The following is an 18,993-nucleotide window of genomic DNA, read 5'->3' as shown; positions in this document are numbered from 1 at the left end:
CCAGCCTACGCGGGCGGCAATCGTTCGCCGCCCAGCGTGTAGGCCGCGTCGCGCAGTTGCGTGCGCAGCAGGTGGAGCTGGATCAGCAGCGGCCGTCGCCCGGGCGGCGCGTCCATCACGGCGATGCGCATGGCCTCGTCGAGTGAGGCCAGGGCACGTGCGTGGGTGCCCGCGCCTGGCCGTTCGAACAACTCGGCCAGGCGCGGCAGCGCGTCGTGCTGCAAGGGTTCGCTCAATACGGCCGGCGGCGGTGCCACCTGCATCCGCTCGCGCAGATCGAGCACGCCACGACCGATGTTCATCACCAGCTGCGCCCAGCGCAGGGTTTGCGCAGTGGTCTCGGCCGATGCGCCGGGCTGGGCCAGCAGCTTCTGCAGCAAATCACGCGGCGCCGTTTCCAGTCGCGCACGCTGGCCGCGCAGCGGCGCGATGCAAGCCTCCACCACATAGCCGCGCAGACGATGCAACATGCGCCGACGCATCCAGCGGCCACCCGCCGGCATGATGGTGGACAGCAACACCAGTGCCAGCAATACGCAGGACAGGTCGGCCAGCACGTCGTTGAGGATGCCGGCCCAGTCGAACACCTGCGGCGCGCGCACGCCCACCGCGTCGACGAAGATGATGTTGAAGCCCGCGCCGATCGCCGCCAGTGCCGGCCGCGTCAGCATGTAGCTGCCGACCATCAGGAACGGCACCAATGCACAGCTCAACATGACGAAGCCGTCGGCCTGCGGCAGCAGCACGGTGTAACAGAACAGCGCGCAGACCGAGGCCAGCAGGAAGCCGGTGACCAGATAGCGCAGCGACGCGACCGGATTGGGGCTGGAACTGTACAGCGCCACGAACACGGTGGCGAGGATCACCATGCCCAGTCCGCTCGGCCATGCGGTGAGGATCCAGATTGCCGCGCCGATCAGCAGCGCCAACCCGGCCCGTGAGCCGGCCACCAGGTCGACCAAGGTGTCGGTGTGCGGCACGAAGCGGTGCCGGCGCGAGGCGGGCGCCGCGTCACTGTCCACCGGCGCACTGCGCAAGGTGGCATAGGTGGAGGCGTAGCGGCGCAGCGCACGCGCGTAGTCATCGAGCAAGGTCAATGCCACGTCGAGATCGGGCCGGACGCGCGCGGGCAGGCCTTCGCGCAAACGGGTCGACTGCGCGGGCAGGGCGGCGCTGAAGCGCGACAGCGACAGCGCGAGATCACGCGCATGCTCGCCGGTATGCGCATCCAGATCCACGTCGAATGCGGTGGCCAACGGTTGGTACAGCGTTTCCACCGCCGTCACCACCGCGGCGACGGCGGCATCACGCGGCACCTCACCCGTGCTGCCACGCTGCTGGCGCAGGCGGTGCATCCAGTGATGCAGACGCAACAAGCGTGTATTCGCATCCATGAATTCCAGGTTCAGCCGCTGCACCATCGCGCTGCGCGCCCGGGTCTGCGGATTCTCGAAGATGGTGGAACTGCGCTGGGCTTCCAGCCCGATCGCCTCGATCACGAAATCGCGCCAGCGTGCCTCGATGCGGGCGTGGTCGTAGGTTCCGGTGAGCGCATCATGGCTGTAACGCACGAAGGCGACGAAGCGCGCGCGCACGCCACGCACCAGCGCGTCGCGCAGGCGCTGCGGGAAGATCACGTCGCTGACCACACCGGCGCAGAGGATGCCCAGCATCACCTCGGACACACGGGCCACCGCGTCCTCGAAGATGTCGGTGGGCGCGCTCACCGCGGGCAGGCCGATGATGCAGGCGGTGTAGCCGGACAGCACGAAGGCATACGCGGCGAAGTTGCGGTAACGCGCCGCGCCGAACGTGCATGCACTCACCCACAGCGCCAGCCCGAGCAGGAACAGCACGCGCTGCTGCGGCAGCAGTGCGTACAGCAGCAAGATGGCCGCCGCACCGGCCAGGGTGCCGATGGCACGGTAGAAGCTTTTGGCCAGCACCAGGCCCGACTGCGGACGCATCACCACAAACACGGTGAGCATCGCCGTATACGGCTGCGGCAAGCCGAAACGCAAGGCCAGCCACAGCGCCGACAGCGAGGCGAGCATGATCTTGGCCACGAACAGCCACGCCAGGCCCTCGCCGCGCAGCAGGTTTCCCCACGCGACCGATTCGCCAAAGCGCCGGATCATGGCATTCATGCCGTCATTGTCGCCACGCTACGGGGCCGATATGCAAGCGGATGCGCGTGTACGCTCCGCCCGGGGTGACACCGGGCGCGCGCAACAGATGCCCCGGTGTCTCTGACGAAGGGGGGACTTCCGTCGCCGGCAAGCCCCCGGTTCGAGCGCACTGCCCGCGAGCGCGTCAGTGGCCGCCAGCCGTCGCCGGGCCACCTTTCGACACGAACGGCGGTTTGGCCATCCAGATCACGCCCATCAACACGATGAAGATCCAGCCCAGCACGTAGAACACTTCGTTGAACGAGATCTGGAAACTCTGCTGGGTGATCATGCCGTTGATCATGCTGCCGGCCAGCTGCGGGTTGCCGTGGCCCAGGTGCTGCATCGCCGCCTGCGATACCGGGTTGTACGGATTGATGTGCTCGGCCAGCTGCTCGTGGTGGGTCACCGCGCGCCGCGTCCACATCAGCGTGGTGATCGATGCCGAGAAGCTGCCGCCCAGCGTACGCAGGAAGGTCGACAACCCCGAGCCGGCGGCGATCTCGTGGCCTTGCAGGTCCGACAGCAGGATGGTCAAGGTGGGCATGAAGAACAACGCCACGCCCAGGCCCTGCCACAGCTGCACCATCGCCACGTGGTAGAAGTCGACCTGCAGGTAGAAGTCCGCGCGCATGAAGCAGGTGGCGCCCATCACCATGAACGACAGCGCAGCAAGCAGGCGCAGATCCATGCGCGTGGCGTACTTGCCGACGAAGAAGGTCAGCAGCACCGGGATCACGCCCAGCGGCGCGGTGGCAAAGCCGGCCCAGGTCGAGGTGTAGCCCAGGTTCTGCTGCAGCCACAGCGGCACCAGCAGCGCGATCGAGAAGAACGCCGCGTAACCCAGCACCATCGCGATGGTGCCGGTGGTGAAGTTGCGGTGCCGGAACAGCTTGAGGTCGACGATCGGGTCCTTGTCGGTCAATTCCCAGATCAGGAAGATCGCCAGCGAGATGGCCGACACGATGCTGGTGATGATGATGAAGTTGGAATGGAACCAGTCCGCATCATTGCCCTTGTCCAGCACCACCTGCAGCGCACCCACGCCGATGATCAGCGTGACCAGGCCGACGTAATCCACCCGCGGTCGCTCCAGTTTCTCCAGCTTCTCGCGCAACTGTGCGGCCACCACCACGCTGGCGAAGATGCCGATCGGCACGTTGATGAAGAAGATCCACGGCCAGGAATAGTTGTCGGTGATCCAGCCGCCCAGGATCGGGCCAGCAATCGGCGCCACCACCGTCACCATCGACAGCAATGCCAGCGCCATGCCGCGCTTTTCGTTCGGATAGACACCGATCAGCAGGCTCTGCGTGACCGGGTACATCGGCCCTGCCACCGCGCCCTGCAGCGCACGGAACAACAGCAGCATGCCCATGCTCTGCGACACGCCGCACATGAACGAAGTGAGCGAAAACAGCAGCGTGCACCACACGAACAGCTTCACCTCGCCGAAGCGGCGGGTGAGGAAGCCGGTCAGCGGCAGCGAGATCGCCATGCTCACCGCGAACGAGGTGATCACCCAGGTGCTCTGGTCGTTGCTCACGCCGAGGTTGCCGGCGATGGTCGGCAACGACACGTTCGCGATCGTCGTGTCCAGCACCTGCATGAAGGTGGCCAGCGACAAGCCGATCGTGGTCAGCGCGAGATTCGGTGGACGGAAATGGGTGCTCATGGGGACAAGCTCGGTGGGGTAGGGGGCCGGGCGAAAATCAATCGGCTTCGGCGGTGGCGCGGCTGCGTGTCAGGAACGGCGGCCGCGCCAGCCACAACACGGCGATCAGGCCGAGGAAAATCCAGCCCAGCGCATGGAAGATTTCGTTGAAGGCGATCTGGAAGCCCTGCTGGCCGATCGAACGGTCGAGCAAGGCCAGTGCATGCGTGCGATGGGCCGGGCTGTCGCCGGCCAGCGCGTGCTGCAACAACGGGTTGTACGGATTGATGTGTTCGGCCAGCCGCGCGTGATGGATTCCCGCTCGACGATCCCATACGAAGGTGGTGATCGAGGCGGTGAAACTGCCGCCCAGCGTACGCAGGAAGGTCGACAGACCCGAACCTGCCGCGATCTCGTGCGGCTGCAGGTCCGACAGCAAAATGGTCAGCGTCGGCATGAAGAACAATGCCACGCCCAAGCCCTGGAACAGCTGCACCAGCGCCACATGCATGAAATCGATCTGCATGTAGAAGTCCGAGCGCATGAAACAGGTCATGCCCATCACCACGAATGCGCCGGCAGCCAGCAGGCGCAAATCGACGTGCGTGGCGTACTTGCCCACGAAAAACGTCAGCAGCACCGGCAGCACGCCGATCGGCGCGGTCGCGAAGCCGGCCCAGGTCGCCGTGTAATGCAGGTTGCGCTGCAGCCACAGCGGCATCAGCAGGCCGATCGCGAAGAACGCCGAATACGACAGCACCAGTACCAGCGTGCCCGCGCTGAAGTTGCGGTGGCGAAACAGGCGCAGGTCGACGATCGGGTCCTTGTCGGTCAGTTCCCAGATCAGGAACACCACCAGCGCGAGCGCCGAGACGATGCTGGCGATGATGATGAAGTTCGAATGGAACCAATCCGCATCGTTGCCCTTGTCCAGCACCACCTGCAACGCGCCCACGCCCACGATCAGCGTGACCAGGCCGACGTAATCCATGCGCGGCCGCTCGATCCGCTCCAGCTTGCCGCGCAATTGACTGATCGCCACCGTGGCGGCGAAGACGCCGACCGGCACGTTGATGAAGAAGATCCAGCGCCATGAATAGTTGTCGGTAATCCAGCCACCCAGAATCGGTCCGGCGATCGGTGCCACCACCGTCACCATTGCCAGCAGCGCCAGTGCCATGCCGCGCTTGGCCGGCGGGTACACCGCGATCAGCAGGCTTTGCGTGACCGGATACAACGGTCCGGCCACCGCGCCCTGCAACGCGCGGAACAGCAGCAACATGTCCATGTTCTGCGCCAGGCCGCACAGGAACGAACTCAGCACGAACAGCAACGTGCACCACACGAACAGTTTCACTTCGCCAAAGCGGCGGGTGAGGAACCCGGTCAGCGGCAACGAGATCGCCATGCACACCGCGAACGAGGTCACCACCCAGGTGCTCTCGGAAATGCTCACCCCGAGATTGCCCGCAATGGTTGGCAACGACACGTTGGCAATCGTCGTGTCCAGTACTCGCATGAACGTCGCCAGCGACAGGCCGACCGTGGTCAATGCAAGATTGGGCGGACGAAAGTGCTCGCTCATGCGTTGCCCGACGCCGCGCCAGCGTGATGCTTTCCATGACGATGCCGATCACCATGTCCAGCGCCCTGCCGATCGCGGCGGCGGCGGCTCCTATGTCATTTCCCGGCGCCCGCCATGTTGGCGTGGATGATCTGCGCGATCTGCGCATCTGCCTTGGCCAGCTGCTTCTCGTACACGTCGGTGCTGAAAGCCGGCTTGGTCGGCGCCTGCTGCGACAGCATCGGGCCATCCTGGTTGTGCAGGTTCACGTCCACGTTCAGCGACATGCCGATACGCAGCGGGTGCTTGTCGAGCTGGGCCGGGTCAGTGAACACCACGCGTACCGGGATGCGCTGCACGATCTTGATCCAGTTGCCGGTGGCGTTCTGCGCCGGCAGCAGCGAGAACGCGCTGCCGGTGCCCACGCCCAGGCTTTGCACCTTGCCCTTGTAGGTGACCGCGCCACCGTAGACATCGGACTCGATCTCCACCGGCTGGCCGATACGCATGTGGGTAAGCTGGGTTTCCTTGAAGTTCGCGTCGATCCACACGCCGTGCAGCGGCACCACCGCCATCAGCGGCGCGCCCGGCTGCACGCGCTGGCCGACCTGCACCGAACGCATCGCCACGTAGCCGGTCACCGGCGCCACCAGGGTGGTGCGCACGTCGTCCAGATAGGCGGCGCGGAACTTCGCGGCGGCGGCCTGCACGTCGGGGTGCGAGGCGACCACGGTGTCGTCCACCAGCACCTTGTTGGTCTGGTACTGCTGCTGGGCGGTGATCAACGCGCTCTGCGCGCTGGTCAGCTCGTCACGCACATGCGCCAGTTCCTCGGTCGAGATCGCACCGGACTTGGCCAAGGCCACGCGACGGTTGTAATCGGACTGCGCCTTCTGCACCGCCACCTTGCGCGCGGCCACGATGGCCTGGGCGCCGTTGACGCTGGAGTACAGGCCGCGCACCTTGCGCACGGTGTTGGCGAGGTTGGCCTTGGCTTCGGCCAGCGCCACGTCGGCGTCGGCCTGGTCCAGCTTCACCAGCATGTCGCCCTGCTTCACCAGGTCGCCATCGTCGGCGCCGATGCTGACCACGGTGCCGGGAATCTGCGGGGTGATCTGCACCACGTTGCCGCCGACGTAGGCGTCATCGGTGCTTTCGTACCAGCGCCCGTCGAGGAAGTACCACAACAGCCAGCCGATGAAGGCCAGCAGCACGATCACGCCGAGCAGGCGCAACAGGAAACCCCGCCGGTTTTTCTTCGGCGGCTTGGCGGCCGCGCTATCGGCCGTGGATGACATCTGGCTGGACATGGGGCTGCCTCAGGAACGGTTATCAGGGGTGGGGGAAACGGAAGACGATGCGGTAGCTTTCGGTTCGGGCGGAAGCTGCCCGTGCGCCGGACGGTAACCACCGCCAAGGGCCTGGATCAGCTGCACCGACTGGTCGGACTGCTGCGCCTTGAGCGCGGCCATGCGCTGCTCGGCCACCAGCAGCTGCTGGCGCACGGTCAGCGCTTCCAGGTAGCTGCCGACGCCGGCCTTGTAGCGCTGCTCGGCCAGCTTCCACGCGCTGCGCGCGGCATCGAGCGCCTGCTGCTCGGAAGTCGCCTGCTGCTGCAGCGACTGCAACGCATCGACATCGTCGGCGACTTCGTTGACCGCCTTGACCAGGGTCTGGTTGTACTGCGCCACGGCGATGTCGTACTGCGCATCCTTGCCGCGCAGGTTGTAGCGCAGCCGGCCGCCGTTGAAGATCGGCAGGCTGAGCGCCGGCGCCACGCTGTAGAAGCGCGACGGCAGGTTCAGGATGTTGCTGCCGCCGAAGCCGATCACGCCGGCCAGCGCGGTCAGGCCCAGGTTCGGCAGGAACTCGGCCTTGGCGGCCTTGATGTCTTCACTGCTGGCTTCCACCTGCCAGCGTGCGGCAACCAGGTCGGCGCGGTGGCCGATCAGGTTGACCGGCAGGTTGGCCGGCACGCTCAGCATCGACGGCGGCAACAGCTGCGGCCGGGTGATGTCGCGGCCACGGTCGGGACCCTTGCCCAGCAACACGGACAAGGCCGAACGCGCCGCGTCGATCGCCCGCGAGGCCTGCTCCGCCTGTTGCTGCGCGCCGGCCACCTCGGCATTCGCCTGTTCCAGCTGGATGCGATTGTCGATGCCGGCATCGACGCGCTGATGGGTCAGCTTGCGCGCATCGTTGGCGCGCTGCAGTTCGGCCTGCGCCACGTCCTGCTGCGCATAGGCATAACCCAGCTGCACGTAGGCACGCGCCACGCTGCCGGACAACTCCACGCGAGCGGCATGCGCCTCCACCTCGGCGGCGCGACCCTTGCCGATCGCGGCCCGCCACGCGGCGTGGCGGCCGCCCCACAGGTCGGGACTCCACTTGAAGCTGCCGTAGGCGTACTTGGCCCAGCCGAAATGGCCATTGCCGAGCGCCGGCACGCTGGCCGGCAGGCGCGCGCCGGCCACGCTGGCGCCGGCGCTGATGTCCGGCGTCAGGTCCGCATGGGCCACGCCCGCGGCGGCCTGGGCTTCACGCGCACGCGCATCGGCCACGGCCAGACCCGGGTTGTCCTTGAGTGCCTCGGCGATCAGCGCATCGAGCTGCGGATCGCCCAACCCGGTCCACCAGTCCGCCTGCGGCCAGGTGGCATCGGGGGCCGACGCCTGGCCCAGGCTTTGCCCGGTGGCCAGCGAGGACGGATCGATCGGCTTGCCCTGCGGATGCAGGCCACCGCTGCTGGCACATCCAGCCAAAGCGAAGGTCAGTCCGACGGCTGCCGCGAGTAGATGCAGACGCATGAGTTTCAGTCTCGGGGTAGTGAGGGGTGAATCAGTCTTTGTCGCGAAGCGCGCGCAACACGCGCTCCAGGTAAGCGTGCAACTGTTCGCGCTCGGTCTTGTCCAGCGAGCGCTGGGCGGCGGCCAGCACGCGATCGTTGCAGCTGGTGAGCTGCTGCCAGAGCGCGTCGCCGTCTTCGGTCAGCTCGATGCGCAAGGCGCGGCGGTCCTGTTCGTGCGGGCAGCGACGCAGATAGCCCTTGCGCTCCAGCTGGTCGAGTTGGCGCGTCATCGCGCCGCCATCCAGCTCCACCGCGCGTGCCAGCTCGGTGGCCGACATCGGCCCCAGCATGGCCAGCCGCTTGAGGATCAGGAACTGGTTGAAACGCAGGTCCAGGCCCTTGTCGGCAATCTCGGCTTCCATGGCGCGCACCACTTCGGCGCGGACCAGGCCGAGCAGGACGCCGAGGCTCTCCCGCGGAGATCCAGGATGGACGGATGAAGTGTTCATGGACGCGCATTCTATTGCCGGAAATATATTTGTCAAGGCAAATATATTCTTCGCAGTGTTTGCCGGGGCAAAATTGGCCTCAAGCCACCGTCCGCAAGCCCTTGCCCAGCACGGCCAGTTCGTCGTCCAGCCAGGCGCGCAGGGCCGGATCGCGCAACTTGAACAGGCTGAACACGCCCAGCGCGCGCAACACCGGCAGTTGCGCCAACAAGCGCGGCTCGATGGCGCGGCGCACCGTCTCGGGCGTGGCCGGATCGAGCATCTGGTGGGCACAGGTCACGAAGGCTTCGATCGGCGAATCCGTGGCCTCGGACGGTCCTGAAAGCGGAATGATCGACAACATGAGGGTTCTCCGAAGGTGTCACCGCGAAAGCCGGTGCGACAACCACGCACGGGCAGCGGCTGGGGTGGCGGAAAACCGCGAGCGGCGGCAGCGGCAGACGGCCTCGACGCGCAGACGGCGCCGGACCCGTGCAAGGTTAAGCAGGATGGCCCGTTTACTGATAACGTTATTTGGTCAAAAAGTATCGAGAATCGGACATGAGCTTCTCGCACGAGCAAATCTACGACTGGATCGAGCGCCCCGACGGCCCTGCGCTGATCGCCTACTGGAACGACGGCGACGCCGCCAGCGAATACGGCGACCGGGGAATCCGCGAATACGACTGGCACACCCACCGCCGTGGCCAGTTCCACTGCGTCGAAAGCGGCTTGGTGCACGTGCGCACCGCGCACGGTTCGTGGCTGCTGCCACCGCATCGCGCCGGCTGGATGCCGGCAGGGGAACGGCACACGGTGAGCATCAGCGGCCCGATGAGCGGCTGGAGCGTGTTCATTGCACCCGACGCCTGCGACGGCCTGCCCGACCGCCCCTGCGTGCTGGGCGTGAACGAGCTGATGCGCGCACTGGTGCGACGCGCCAGCGCGTGGGCGCCATGCGAGGACCTGGATGCCGAACAATCGCGCGTGACGGCGGTGCTGATGGACGAGATCCGGCGCGCGCCGCACGAACCGCTGTACCTGCCGATGCCGGTCGATCGACGCCTGCTGCGTGTTGCGCACGCCGTGCTGGATCAACCCGACGACAACCGCGCGCTGGAGGATTGGGCCACGCGCGCCGGCCTGTCCTCGCGCAGCCTGAGCCGCCTGTTCCGCGCCGAGACCGCGTTGAGTTTCGCGCAGTGGCGTCAGCAGGCGCGACTCAGCCGGGCGCTGGAACGGCTGGCCGAAGGCGAACCGGTGGCGGTGGTGGCCGAACACCTGGGCTACGCCAGCGTCAGTGCCTTCATCGCCATGTTCCGGCGCGCGTTCGGCCACTCGCCGGCGCGCTATTTCGAGCACGCCGGCCGGCTGATCCATGGCGCCCAGGCAAACCCCGCCTGAGTACCCGGCGACCCGCCGGACCGGCCTCGCCACATGGCAGCCGCTCCGGCTCAAGCCTGGCGCGCCTCCAGTTCGTCGCGCACCAGCGCGGCCAGCGCCGGGTCGCGAATCGCGAACAACTCGAACACACCCAGCGCCTGCAACACGGGCAGCAGCGCCAGCAAGCGCGGTTCCGCCTGCCGACGCACCGACTCGGGAGTGATCGGGTCGAGCATCAACTGGGCGTTGACCACGAAATCGGTCAGCGCATCGGTGTCCGAAACTTCGCCGTCGACGGCGGGGCTGTCGGTCATCAGTAACGACATGTCGTTCTCCTTCGGGTCGATGCAACAAGGACGTCGGACAGAGCCGCGACGTTACGGGCAGTGCGCCGGACGGGAAATCCGGTTCGTGCGATTGAGCGGGTGGATCGGCCAGGGGGCAGGCCAAGGGTCGCGCCTTGCGCGCAACCGCGGGATATCCCGGCCCGTCTGGACCTCCGTGCTGGACGGGTCGGGGTAGCCGTTGGATCGAGTGGGTGTCTCAAACTTAACCGCTGCGCGCTACCATGGGCAGACCATTCCCGCTGCTGGTAGTCGCACTACCACCCCAGCTCCCAGGACGCATGGAACATTCCCGCCAACGCACCGAGCTGAAAGCCTTCCTGCGCACGCGGCGCGCCGCGTTGCCGCCCGAAGCGGTCGGCCTGTCGCGCGGTGCACGCCGGCTCACCCCGGGCCTGCGCCGCGAGGAAGTGGCCGCGCTCGCCAACGTCGGCATCACTTGGTACACGTGGCTGGAGCAGGGCCGCGCGATCAACGTGTCCGCCGCCGCGCTGACCCGCATCGCGCAGGCGCTGCAACTGTCGGCCACCGACGAGGCCTACCTGTTCCATCTGGCCGGCCTGCCCCACGCGGAACCGGTGACGCGGCGCATCGTGCTGCCGCCGTCGCTGCAGGGCCTGCTCGATCTCTATCAGGCGCCGGCGTTCGTGATTGATCCGGTGTTCGACGTGCTGGCGTTCAACGCCATGGCCGACCGGCTCTACCGCTTCGACGACTTCGATGGCCGCTTTGCGCGCAACCATCTGTGGAACGCGTTCATGAATCCGCTGCGGCGCGAGCTGTACGCGCCCAGCTACGAGCCGGGCCTGCTCAATCTGCTCGGCGTCTTCCGCATGAGCCACGCCGCGCATCCGGACGACCCGCGCTTCGACGTGCTGATCGATGCCTTGAGCGAAGCCAGTCCGCTGTTCGTCGACCTGTGGCAGCGCCACGAGGTGTCGCCGCTGCGTGCCTGGAGCGCGCACTTCAACCATCCCGAATTCGGCGAGATACGCGTGCACTCCAACCGCTTCCCGCTGCGCGACGGCAAGGCCGACGGCGCGGTGGTGTTCTTCTTCGTGCCCGAGGACGAGGCCACGACACAATCCTTCGCCCGCATGACCGAATGCCTGCGCGAGGAAGAAGGGACGACGGCAGCCTGACTCACGGCCCGTTGAACGTCTTTTCAGGAGCCGCTCCTACGATTCGCCTTTACCTGTCGGGAGAGAACGAGGTACGGACGCACTGACCACGACCTCTAGCAAGCGCTAGACCCTCACGCGCCCGAGCCAGTCGCCAAGCTGCTTCAGCACCTGGCTGCGGCCCGGTTCGGCTTCGTTGAACAGCTCGTGGTACAGCGTGTCGAAGAAGCGCGTGGTGAGTTGCTGCGTGGCCCAGGCACCGTTGGCGAAATCACGGCTGCCGGAAGCGTCGACCAGCCGGTCGCTGCCGGCCACCAGCAACAGGGTGGGCACGCGCAAGCTCGCCGCATCGGCAATGCAGGCTGCACCCGCGCCGAAGATGAAATCGGCCATCCGCGGCGTGACCTGCGCCGTGCGCAAGGGGTCGCTGCGGTAAGCCGCCACCACGCGCGGATCATGCGAGGTGCCGTCGGCGGGCAGGCCGTTGTTCAACGGCAGGTTGGGCAACACGCGGGCCAGGCCATGCGCCAGTCGCTGCAGCCATGTTGGCGTGTGTGCCCGCAGTGCCGGCGAGGACAGCACCAGCGCCGGTGGCGTCACGCGCCCGTCAAGCACGGTGCGCAAGGCAACCAGGCCGCCCATGCTGTGGCCGAGCAGCAGCGGTGGGCGCGGCAGGTCGGCGGAGTAGATGGCGTAGACCATGGCCAGGTCGGCCAGCAGGTCATCGGCTTGGCGCAAGGCCGCGCGCTGGCCGGGCGTGCGCCCGTGGCCGCGCTGGTCGTAACTGCGCACCGCGTAACCGCGCGCCTGAAACCAGCGGGCCAGCTCGCCATAGCGGCCGGCATGCTCGCCCAGCCCGTGCACGATCAGCACCGCATCGCGCGCGCCCGGCAGCGGCCAGTCGTACACACACAACGACTGGCCATCGGCCATCACCTGCTCGTGTCGTTCCGCCTCGCCCGCCGCTGCCACCTGATCCACGTTCGTTCCTGTTCTGCATGACATCGTGCCAAGCGGAAACCGTACCCGGTTCCGTCGCCGACCGGCAATCCACATCGGCAACGGGCGGGATCGGTCAATGCTCCATGACGCGCAGGTTTTTCATCAGCAGGTCGAGTTTGGTCTTCATCTCCGCCTGCGGGTGGCTGCCCTCGGCATCGTAATAGGCGGTGTAGAGCACCCCGGGTTTCACGCCGGCCGGCACATCGACGACACGCATGATCTTGGTGGTGTCGTCGCCATCGATGACCACGCCGTCATACGGGTGGCGATGCTGCAGCAGCTTTTTCCACTCGCTCTGGTAGCTGTCGTCGAGGTCGGGCGAGGGCATCACGTTGCGTGCCAGGTTGACCCAGTAGTGATCGCTGGCGCTGGCCGCCAGCCACACGTCGCCCACGTCCCAGGTCACCTTGCCGTGGTCGTCGGCATAGGTGAAGCCGAGGGTGAGCAGGCTTTGCGGGTCGATCTTCTGCAAGGCCGGGGTGAAGTCGAAGCTCAACCGCTGCGAGGCGTAGCTGAAACGATGGCCATAGTCGATGCCGATGTGGATGTGCTCGAACGCACCCGGCAGCAAGGCGGTGTTCCCGAGGAAATCCTTCCACTGCGCCAGCGTGCCGTCGTAGGTGACGAAGGCGAAATCGGCGATCGCCTGCAGGTTGATCATGTAATCGTGCACAAAGCCCGCCGGCAGGATGCGCATCATCACCGCGTAGCCATCGGGTACCGGCAGCGCGAAAGTGATCACCCGGGCATTGACGTACGGCATCGGCCACACCCGCACCTGCCAATGGCGCTGCCAGCGATCGGTGTACAGCGTGTCCTGCGTCGGCTTGCCCAGCGAGGTGACCTGCACCCGCTCGGGACCGACCCGGCGCTTGACGAAGCCGGTCTTCAGCAAGGTATCCATCAGCATGACCGGATCGCCGTAGAGCTTTTTCGAGCTGATGCTGTCGGGCTTGCGCAGGTGGAACAGGAAGGTGTGGTTGGCCATGCCGGGGGTCAGGTAGCCGTTGTCGGGCAGGGTGACCTTGCCGCCGCTGCGCCCGGCCAGCGCCCAGGTGCCACTGCTGTTGCGCGTGATCAGGGTGGGGAAGTCACCCATCGACGGCATGCCGTGCAGCAGTTCGCTGGAACCTTCGCCGTTCGGGAACAGCTTGGCCGATTCCTTCGCCAGCAAGGCCTTCAATTGGCCATCGGCGAAGTCGTCCATCACCTTCTGGTAGCTGGCGCTGAACTGCGCGAAGTCCAGCGGCAACGCGAACTGTGCCTTCAGCACGTTGCTGAGCATGCTGTCGAACAGGTCGAAACTGTAGGGAATGCGCTTGTCGATCACCGCCACGTTGTCCGGCGCGTTCAACACTTCGCTGATCGGCAACGCGTAGTTGAGGTTCTCGTTGGCCGATTTCATCAGCACCACGCCGATCACCTTGCCGTCCTTGTCCAGCAGCGGACCGCCGCTGTTGCCGGGCGAGGCGGCGGCGGAGAAGCGCATCCACTTCCACTGGCCGTCCTGCTGCTCGGGCGTGTCGGAGGTGTACAGGCCATCGCGGATCACCACGCCGGTGCCCAGCGCGTTGCCCACTGCGTACACCACCTGGTTCAGCGCCGGCTTCGCGTCCACCGTCAGCGCCGCGTCGCCGGGCGGCGGGCTGGCCAGCGAGAACACTACGAAATCCTTGCGCAGCGAGAACTTCTCGATCTTGCCGATGGCATACACGTGACCACTGGCGTCGCGCAGTGCCGGCGGTCCCCACAGGCCGTTCATGCCGGCCAGCAGCACGTGGCCGGCGGTGACGTAGCGGTTGTGGCCCAGCGCGAACGCGGTGCCGATAGAGTGGTATTTGTCGGTGCGCTCCTGATACGGCAGCAGATCCAGCGGCAGCGGTTTTTCGTAGGTCAGCGGATCCTTCGCCGGCTTCGCTTCCACCACCTCGAACGTGGCCGACTGGATCGTCGGCAGCACCGCCGGGTTCAGCGTGGCGGCCACGGCCGGGCCGGCGATGCCCCAACTTGCGCAGGCGACGAGCGCCAGCAGGGCGAAAACGGATGCCCGCACCGGCGGCTTCCCTGTGATTCCGGATGAAATGCGCATAGGTCCCCTTGATGGAATGACCGCGGCCGGATGCCTCCCGGCTTCCCGCACCGCCACGGTCATGCCCGCGCATGGTGGCACGTGAACCGGACATTTGCATGGCCATGCACGGCACGTGCCGAGGCTTGCCGAAACGGTCGCGCGACCGCATGTAGTATCGGCAAATCTTCTTCCCCGTCGCGCATCGGCGCCTCTTCAGCATGCGACCGGATACTCGCCCGCAGGACGCATTCCATCCCGCCGTCGCCCATTGGTTCGACGACACGTTCCCTGCGCCCACCGCGGCGCAGGCGCAGGCGTGGCCGGCAATCCGCGCGGGACAGCACACGCTGGTCGCCGCGCCCACCGGCTCGGGCAAGACGCTGACCGCCTTCCTCGCCGCCATCGACGAACTGGTCTGCGAAGGTTTGGCACACGGCGGCGCATTGCCCGACGAAACGCGGGTGGTCTACGTGTCGCCGCTGAAGGCGCTGTCGAACGATATCCACGTCAACCTGGAAGCGCCGCTGGAAGGGATCCGCGCCGAGCTGGAAAAGCTCGGCCTGCCCGACGTGGCGATCCGCACCGCCGTGCGCACCGGCGACACGCCGCAGGCCGAGCGCGCGTGGATGCGCAAGACGCCGCCGCACATTCTGGTGACCACCCCGGAATCGCTGTACATCCTGCTCGGCTCGGCCTCGGGCCGCGAGATGCTGGGCAGCACGCGCACGGTGATCGTCGACGAGATCCATGCCATTGCCGGCAGCAAGCGCGGCGCGCATCTGGCACTGACCCTGGCGCGACTGGAAGCGCTGTGTGGAAGACGGCTGCGACGCGTGGGTTTGTCGGCGACGCAGAAACCGATCGAGGAAGTGGCGCAATTTCTGGTCGGCGCGCCAGCTCCCTCTCCCCTTTGGGGAGAGGGTTGGGGTGAGGGGTCACTCTCGCCAAGACCTACACCAGAGCGTGCTTTTGGAAGGGACCCTGCGAGCACTCGCCCCTCACCTCAATCCTCTCCCCAAAGGGGAGAGGAAGCGAACGCGAAGCGCAGCGTCACCATCATAAATACGGGCCACAGCCGCCCGCGTGACCTCGCCATCGAAGTACCTCCCGTCCCGCTGGAAGCGGTGATGTCGAATGATGCGTGGGAACTGGTCTACGACCGGCTGGCGCAGCTGGTGCAGGCGCATCGCACCACGCTGGTGTTCGTCAACACGCGGCGGCTGGCCGAACGCGCGGCGCGGCATCTGTCCGAGCGACTGGGCAAGGACGTGGTCGCCGCGCATCACGGCAGCCTGGCCAAGGAGCAGCGGCTGGATGCCGAGCAGCGCCTGAAACAGGGCGAGCTGAAAGTGCTGGTCGCCACCGCCTCGCTGGAATTGGGCATCGACATCGGCGACATCGACCTGGTCTGCCAGCTTGCCTCGCCACGTTCCATCGCCGCGTTCCTGCAGCGCGCTGGGCGCTCCGGCCACGCCGTCACCGGCACGCCGAAGGCGCGATTGTTTCCCACCACCCGCGATGATCTGGTCGAATGCGCGGCCCTGCTCGACTGCGTGCGTCGCGGCGAGCTGGACACGCTGGTGCAGCCGCCGCAGCCGCTGGACGTGCTGGCGCAGCAGATCGTCGCCGAAGTGGCCTGCCGCGAGTGGGGCGAGGATGCACTGTTCGACCTGGTGCGCCAGGCGCATCCGTATCGCGCATTGTCGCGCGCGGATTTCGACGCAGTGGTACGCATGCTGGCCGACGGCTTCACCACCCGCCGCGGCCCGCGCGCCGCCTACCTGCACCGTGATGCCGTGCATCACCGCTTGCGTGCGCGGCGCGGCGCGCGACTCACCGCCATCACCTCCGGCGGCGCGATTCCCGATACTGCCGACTACCTCGTGGTGCTGGAACCGCAGGCTACCGTGGTCGGCACCGTGCACGAGGATTTCGCCGTCGAAAGCCTGGCCGGCGACATCTTCCAGCTCGGCAACACCAGCTACCGCATCCAGCGCGTGGAACCGGGCCGCCTGCGCGTGGAAGACGCGCACGGATTGCCGCCAAGCATCCCGTTCTGGCTGGGCGAGGCACCCGGTCGCAGCGACGAGTTGTCGTTCGGCGTGTCGCGCCTGCGCGAGGAAATCGGTGCACGGCTGGATGCCGAACCGGTAGGAGCGCACCCTGTGCGCGATAGCCTTTCGCCGGAATCCATATCAGGGCATTCGCGCACAGGGTGCGCTTCTGCATGGCTGCGCGACGAGCTCGGCCTAGGCGAATCTGCCGCACAACAGCTGATCGATTACCTCGCCCGCGCGAAAGCCGCGCTCGGCCTGTTGCCCACCCAGTCGACGCTGGTGTTCGAACGCTTCTTCGACGAATCCGGCGGCACCCAGTTGGTCATCCACACGCCATGGGGCAGCCGCATCAATCGCGCGTGGGGGTTGGCGTTGCGCAAGCGCTTCTGCCGCCAGTTCAACTTCGAACTGCAGGCCGCCGCCACCGAAGACGCCATCGTGCTGTCGCTGTCCACCAGCCACAGCTTTCCGCTGGAGGAAGTGGCGCGCTACCTGCACTCGAACAGCGCCGAGCACGTGCTGGTGCAGGCGCTTCTCGATGCACCGCTGTTTCCCGCGCGCTGGCGCTGGAATGCCGTCACCGCCCTGGCGCTGCCGCGTTTCACCGGCGGCAAAAAGGTGCCGCCGCAGCTGCAGCGCATGAAGAGCGAGGACCTGCTCGCCGCGGTCTTTCCCGACCAGGTCGCCTGCCTGGAAAACATCGTCGGCGAGCGGCAGATCCCCGACCACCCGCTGGTGGCGCAGACCCTGCACGATTGCCTGCGCGAAGCGATGGACATGGACGGCCTGTTGCACTTGCTGCATGGCCTGGAAGACGGTTCGATCACGGTGGTCGCGCGCGACCTTGCCGCGCCCAGCCCGTTCGCCGCCGAGGTGCTCAACGCCGCGCCTTACGCCTTCCTCGACGATGCGCCGCTGGAAGAACGTCGCACCCGCATCGTGCGCACACGCGGCAGCGATATCGAGAACGCCGACGACCTCGGCCGGCTCGACCCCGACGCCATCGACGCGGTGCGTGCCGAGGCCTGGCCCGAAGTGCGCAGCACCGACGAGATGCACGAGGCGTTGAACGTGCTCGGTTTCGTCACCGCCGACGAGGCTGCGGCGAACGACGGCTGGAACGACAAGCTGCACGCACTGGCCCACGACCACCGCGCAACTCGCCTTTCTCCCTCTCCCCTTCGGGGAGAGGGCTGGGGTGAGGGGACACTCTTGCCGCAGTCTTTATCGGAGCACGCAACTAGCGGCGTTTACGCGAGCACCCACCCCTCATCCGCCCTGCCGGGCACCTTCCTCGCTCCCCAAAGCCGGGGCCATCCCTGGCCCCTCTCCGCGTGCTCCCCTCAGGGGAGAAGGGAAAATGACATGTGGGTCTGCGCGGAAAAGCTGCCGCTATGGCAAGCCGTTCATGCCGACGCCACACTGCAACCGGCGATTGCCGCGCCGGCCGAGTACGCCGCCCAGGCGTGGACCCGCGACGAGGCCTTGCGCGAGCTGGTGCGCGGCCGGCTGGTCGGGCTCGGGCCGGTCACCGTGGCGACGCTGGCGCAGTCACTGCAGGTCACCCCGAACGATATCGAAACCGCCCTGCTGCACCTGCAGTCGGAAGGCTACGTGATACAGGGCCGTTTCACGCCCGCCGCGATCGACATCGAGTGGTGCGAGCGCCATTTGCTGGCGCGCATCCACCGTTACACGCTGGGCCGCTTGCGCCGCGAGATCGAGCCGGTGAACCGGCGCGACTTCATGCGTTTCCTGCTCGACTGGCAGCACCTCACGCCGGCCACGCGCCTGCGCGGACCGGACGCACTCGATGCCGTGCTGGCGCAACTGGAAGGCTATGAAGCGGCCGCCGGCGCCTGGGAGTCCGAGTTGCTGCCCGCGCGCATCGCCGACTACGCCAGCAGCTGGCTGGACAACCTGTGTCGCGCCGGCCGGATCGGCTGGACCCGCCTGCGCGCGGGCAGTGGCGGCAGCGGGCCGGTGCGTGCCACCCCGATCGTGTTGCTGTCGCGGCGGAGCATGGCCATCTGGACGTCCATTTCCGCAAGCGACGCGCCGCAGGAAAGCCTGCTTTCCTCGCGCGCGCAAGCCGTCGCCGACGCGCTGCGCGATCACGGCGCCCTGTTCTTCGACGAATTGCTGCAAGCCACGCGCCTGCTGCGTAGCGAGCTGGAAGATGCGCTGGGCGAGCTGGTCGCCACCGGCCGTATCACCGCGGACAGTTTCGCCGGCCTGCGTGCGCTGTTGCTGCCGGCGGCGAAACGCGAGGCGCCACGCCATCGACGGGTGCGCAGGCATCAGTTTGGCGGCATCGAAGATGCCGGGCGTTGGGCGCTGGTGCGCCGCCCCC

General features: G+C 66.9%; 12 protein-coding genes and 1 pseudogene. 3 read left to right on the top strand and 10 right to left on the bottom strand.

Annotated features, from left to right (window positions below; all coding sequences use genetic code 11):
- Positions 1-5 precede the first annotated feature (5 nt).
- The 7 genes from BMY90_RS13370 to BMY90_RS13340 form a co-directional block, all read right to left on the bottom strand.
- Positions 6-2,147 (bottom strand): FUSC family protein, encoded by a 2,142-nt coding sequence (locus BMY90_RS13370; protein ID WP_092704611.1) that lies wholly within the window; start codon positions 2,145-2,147, stop codon positions 6-8.
- 166 nt (positions 2,148-2,313) lie between these two features.
- Positions 2,314-3,843 carry a DHA2 family efflux MFS transporter permease subunit gene (locus BMY90_RS13365; protein ID WP_092704609.1) on the bottom strand — a complete coding sequence of 510 codons (1,530 nt, stop codon included), beginning with the start codon at positions 3,841-3,843 and terminating at the stop codon, positions 2,314-2,316.
- A 37-nt stretch (positions 3,844-3,880) separates the two neighbouring features.
- The gene (locus tag BMY90_RS13360) at positions 3,881-5,407 is read right to left on the bottom strand and encodes a DHA2 family efflux MFS transporter permease subunit (protein WP_092704607.1); all 1,527 of its coding nucleotides are present in this window, start codon (positions 5,405-5,407) and stop codon (positions 3,881-3,883) included.
- Positions 5,408-5,502: 95 nt separating this feature from the next.
- The gene (locus BMY90_RS13355) at positions 5,503-6,696 is read right to left on the bottom strand and encodes an HlyD/EmrA/EmrK family protein (protein ID WP_008212464.1); all 1,194 of its coding nucleotides are present in this window, start codon (positions 6,694-6,696) and stop codon (positions 5,503-5,505) included.
- A gap of 9 nt (positions 6,697-6,705) precedes the next feature.
- A complete protein-coding gene (locus BMY90_RS13350) occupies positions 6,706-8,193 on the bottom strand; it encodes an efflux transporter outer membrane subunit (RefSeq protein ID WP_092704605.1) in 1,488 nt (495 codons plus the stop codon).
- A gap of 31 nt (positions 8,194-8,224) precedes the next feature.
- Entirely contained in the window at positions 8,225-8,683 is a 459-nt protein-coding gene (locus BMY90_RS13345) for a MarR family winged helix-turn-helix transcriptional regulator (RefSeq protein WP_037099874.1), read from the bottom strand.
- A 79-nt stretch (positions 8,684-8,762) separates the two neighbouring features.
- The gene (locus BMY90_RS13340) at positions 8,763-9,026 is read right to left on the bottom strand and encodes a hypothetical protein (protein ID WP_092704603.1); all 264 of its coding nucleotides are present in this window, start codon (positions 9,024-9,026) and stop codon (positions 8,763-8,765) included.
- Between the two features lie 197 nt (positions 9,027-9,223).
- Here BMY90_RS13340 and BMY90_RS13335 point away from each other — a divergent pair, with 197 nt between their 5' ends.
- Complete coding sequence (locus BMY90_RS13335) at positions 9,224-10,066, top strand: AraC family transcriptional regulator (protein WP_092704601.1); 843 nt, start codon at positions 9,224-9,226, stop codon at positions 10,064-10,066.
- Between the two features lie 50 nt (positions 10,067-10,116).
- Here the strand turns inward: BMY90_RS13335 and BMY90_RS13330 are convergent, their stop codons facing one another.
- Entirely contained in the window at positions 10,117-10,371 is a 255-nt protein-coding gene (locus tag BMY90_RS13330) for a hypothetical protein (RefSeq protein ID WP_008211612.1), read from the bottom strand.
- Between the two features lie 299 nt (positions 10,372-10,670).
- Here BMY90_RS13330 and BMY90_RS13325 point away from each other — a divergent pair, with 299 nt between their 5' ends.
- Positions 10,671-11,531 (top strand): helix-turn-helix transcriptional regulator, encoded by an 861-nt coding sequence (locus tag BMY90_RS13325; RefSeq protein ID WP_008211615.1) that lies wholly within the window; start codon positions 10,671-10,673, stop codon positions 11,529-11,531.
- A gap of 105 nt (positions 11,532-11,636) precedes the next feature.
- On the opposite strand, the gene BMY90_RS13320 is transcribed toward BMY90_RS13325, so the two are convergent.
- Both BMY90_RS13320 and BMY90_RS13315 read right to left on the bottom strand, forming a co-directional pair.
- Positions 11,637-12,443 (bottom strand): alpha/beta hydrolase, encoded by an 807-nt coding sequence (locus BMY90_RS13320; RefSeq protein ID WP_092704668.1) that lies wholly within the window; start codon positions 12,441-12,443, stop codon positions 11,637-11,639.
- A gap of 142 nt (positions 12,444-12,585) precedes the next feature.
- Positions 12,586-14,565: a S1 family peptidase gene (locus BMY90_RS13315; protein WP_092704666.1), complete on the bottom strand. Its 1,980-nt coding sequence runs from the start codon at positions 14,563-14,565 to the stop codon at positions 12,586-12,588.
- A 236-nt stretch (positions 14,566-14,801) separates the two neighbouring features.
- On the opposite strand from BMY90_RS13315, the pseudogene BMY90_RS17435 reads away from it, so the two are divergent.
- Positions 14,802-18,986 (top strand): annotated as a pseudogene (locus BMY90_RS17435) (DEAD/DEAH box helicase); the annotation flags it as partial.
- Between the last annotated feature and the right edge of the window lie 7 nt (positions 18,987-18,993).

Origin of the sequence: Rhodanobacter glycinis (genome assembly GCF_900114325.1) — a bacterium.
Taxonomy (GTDB): domain Bacteria; phylum Pseudomonadota; class Gammaproteobacteria; order Xanthomonadales; family Rhodanobacteraceae; genus Rhodanobacter_A; species Rhodanobacter_A glycinis.
Note: the sequence above shows the minus strand (reverse complement) of the source record. Positions and strands in the feature narration are given on the sequence as shown.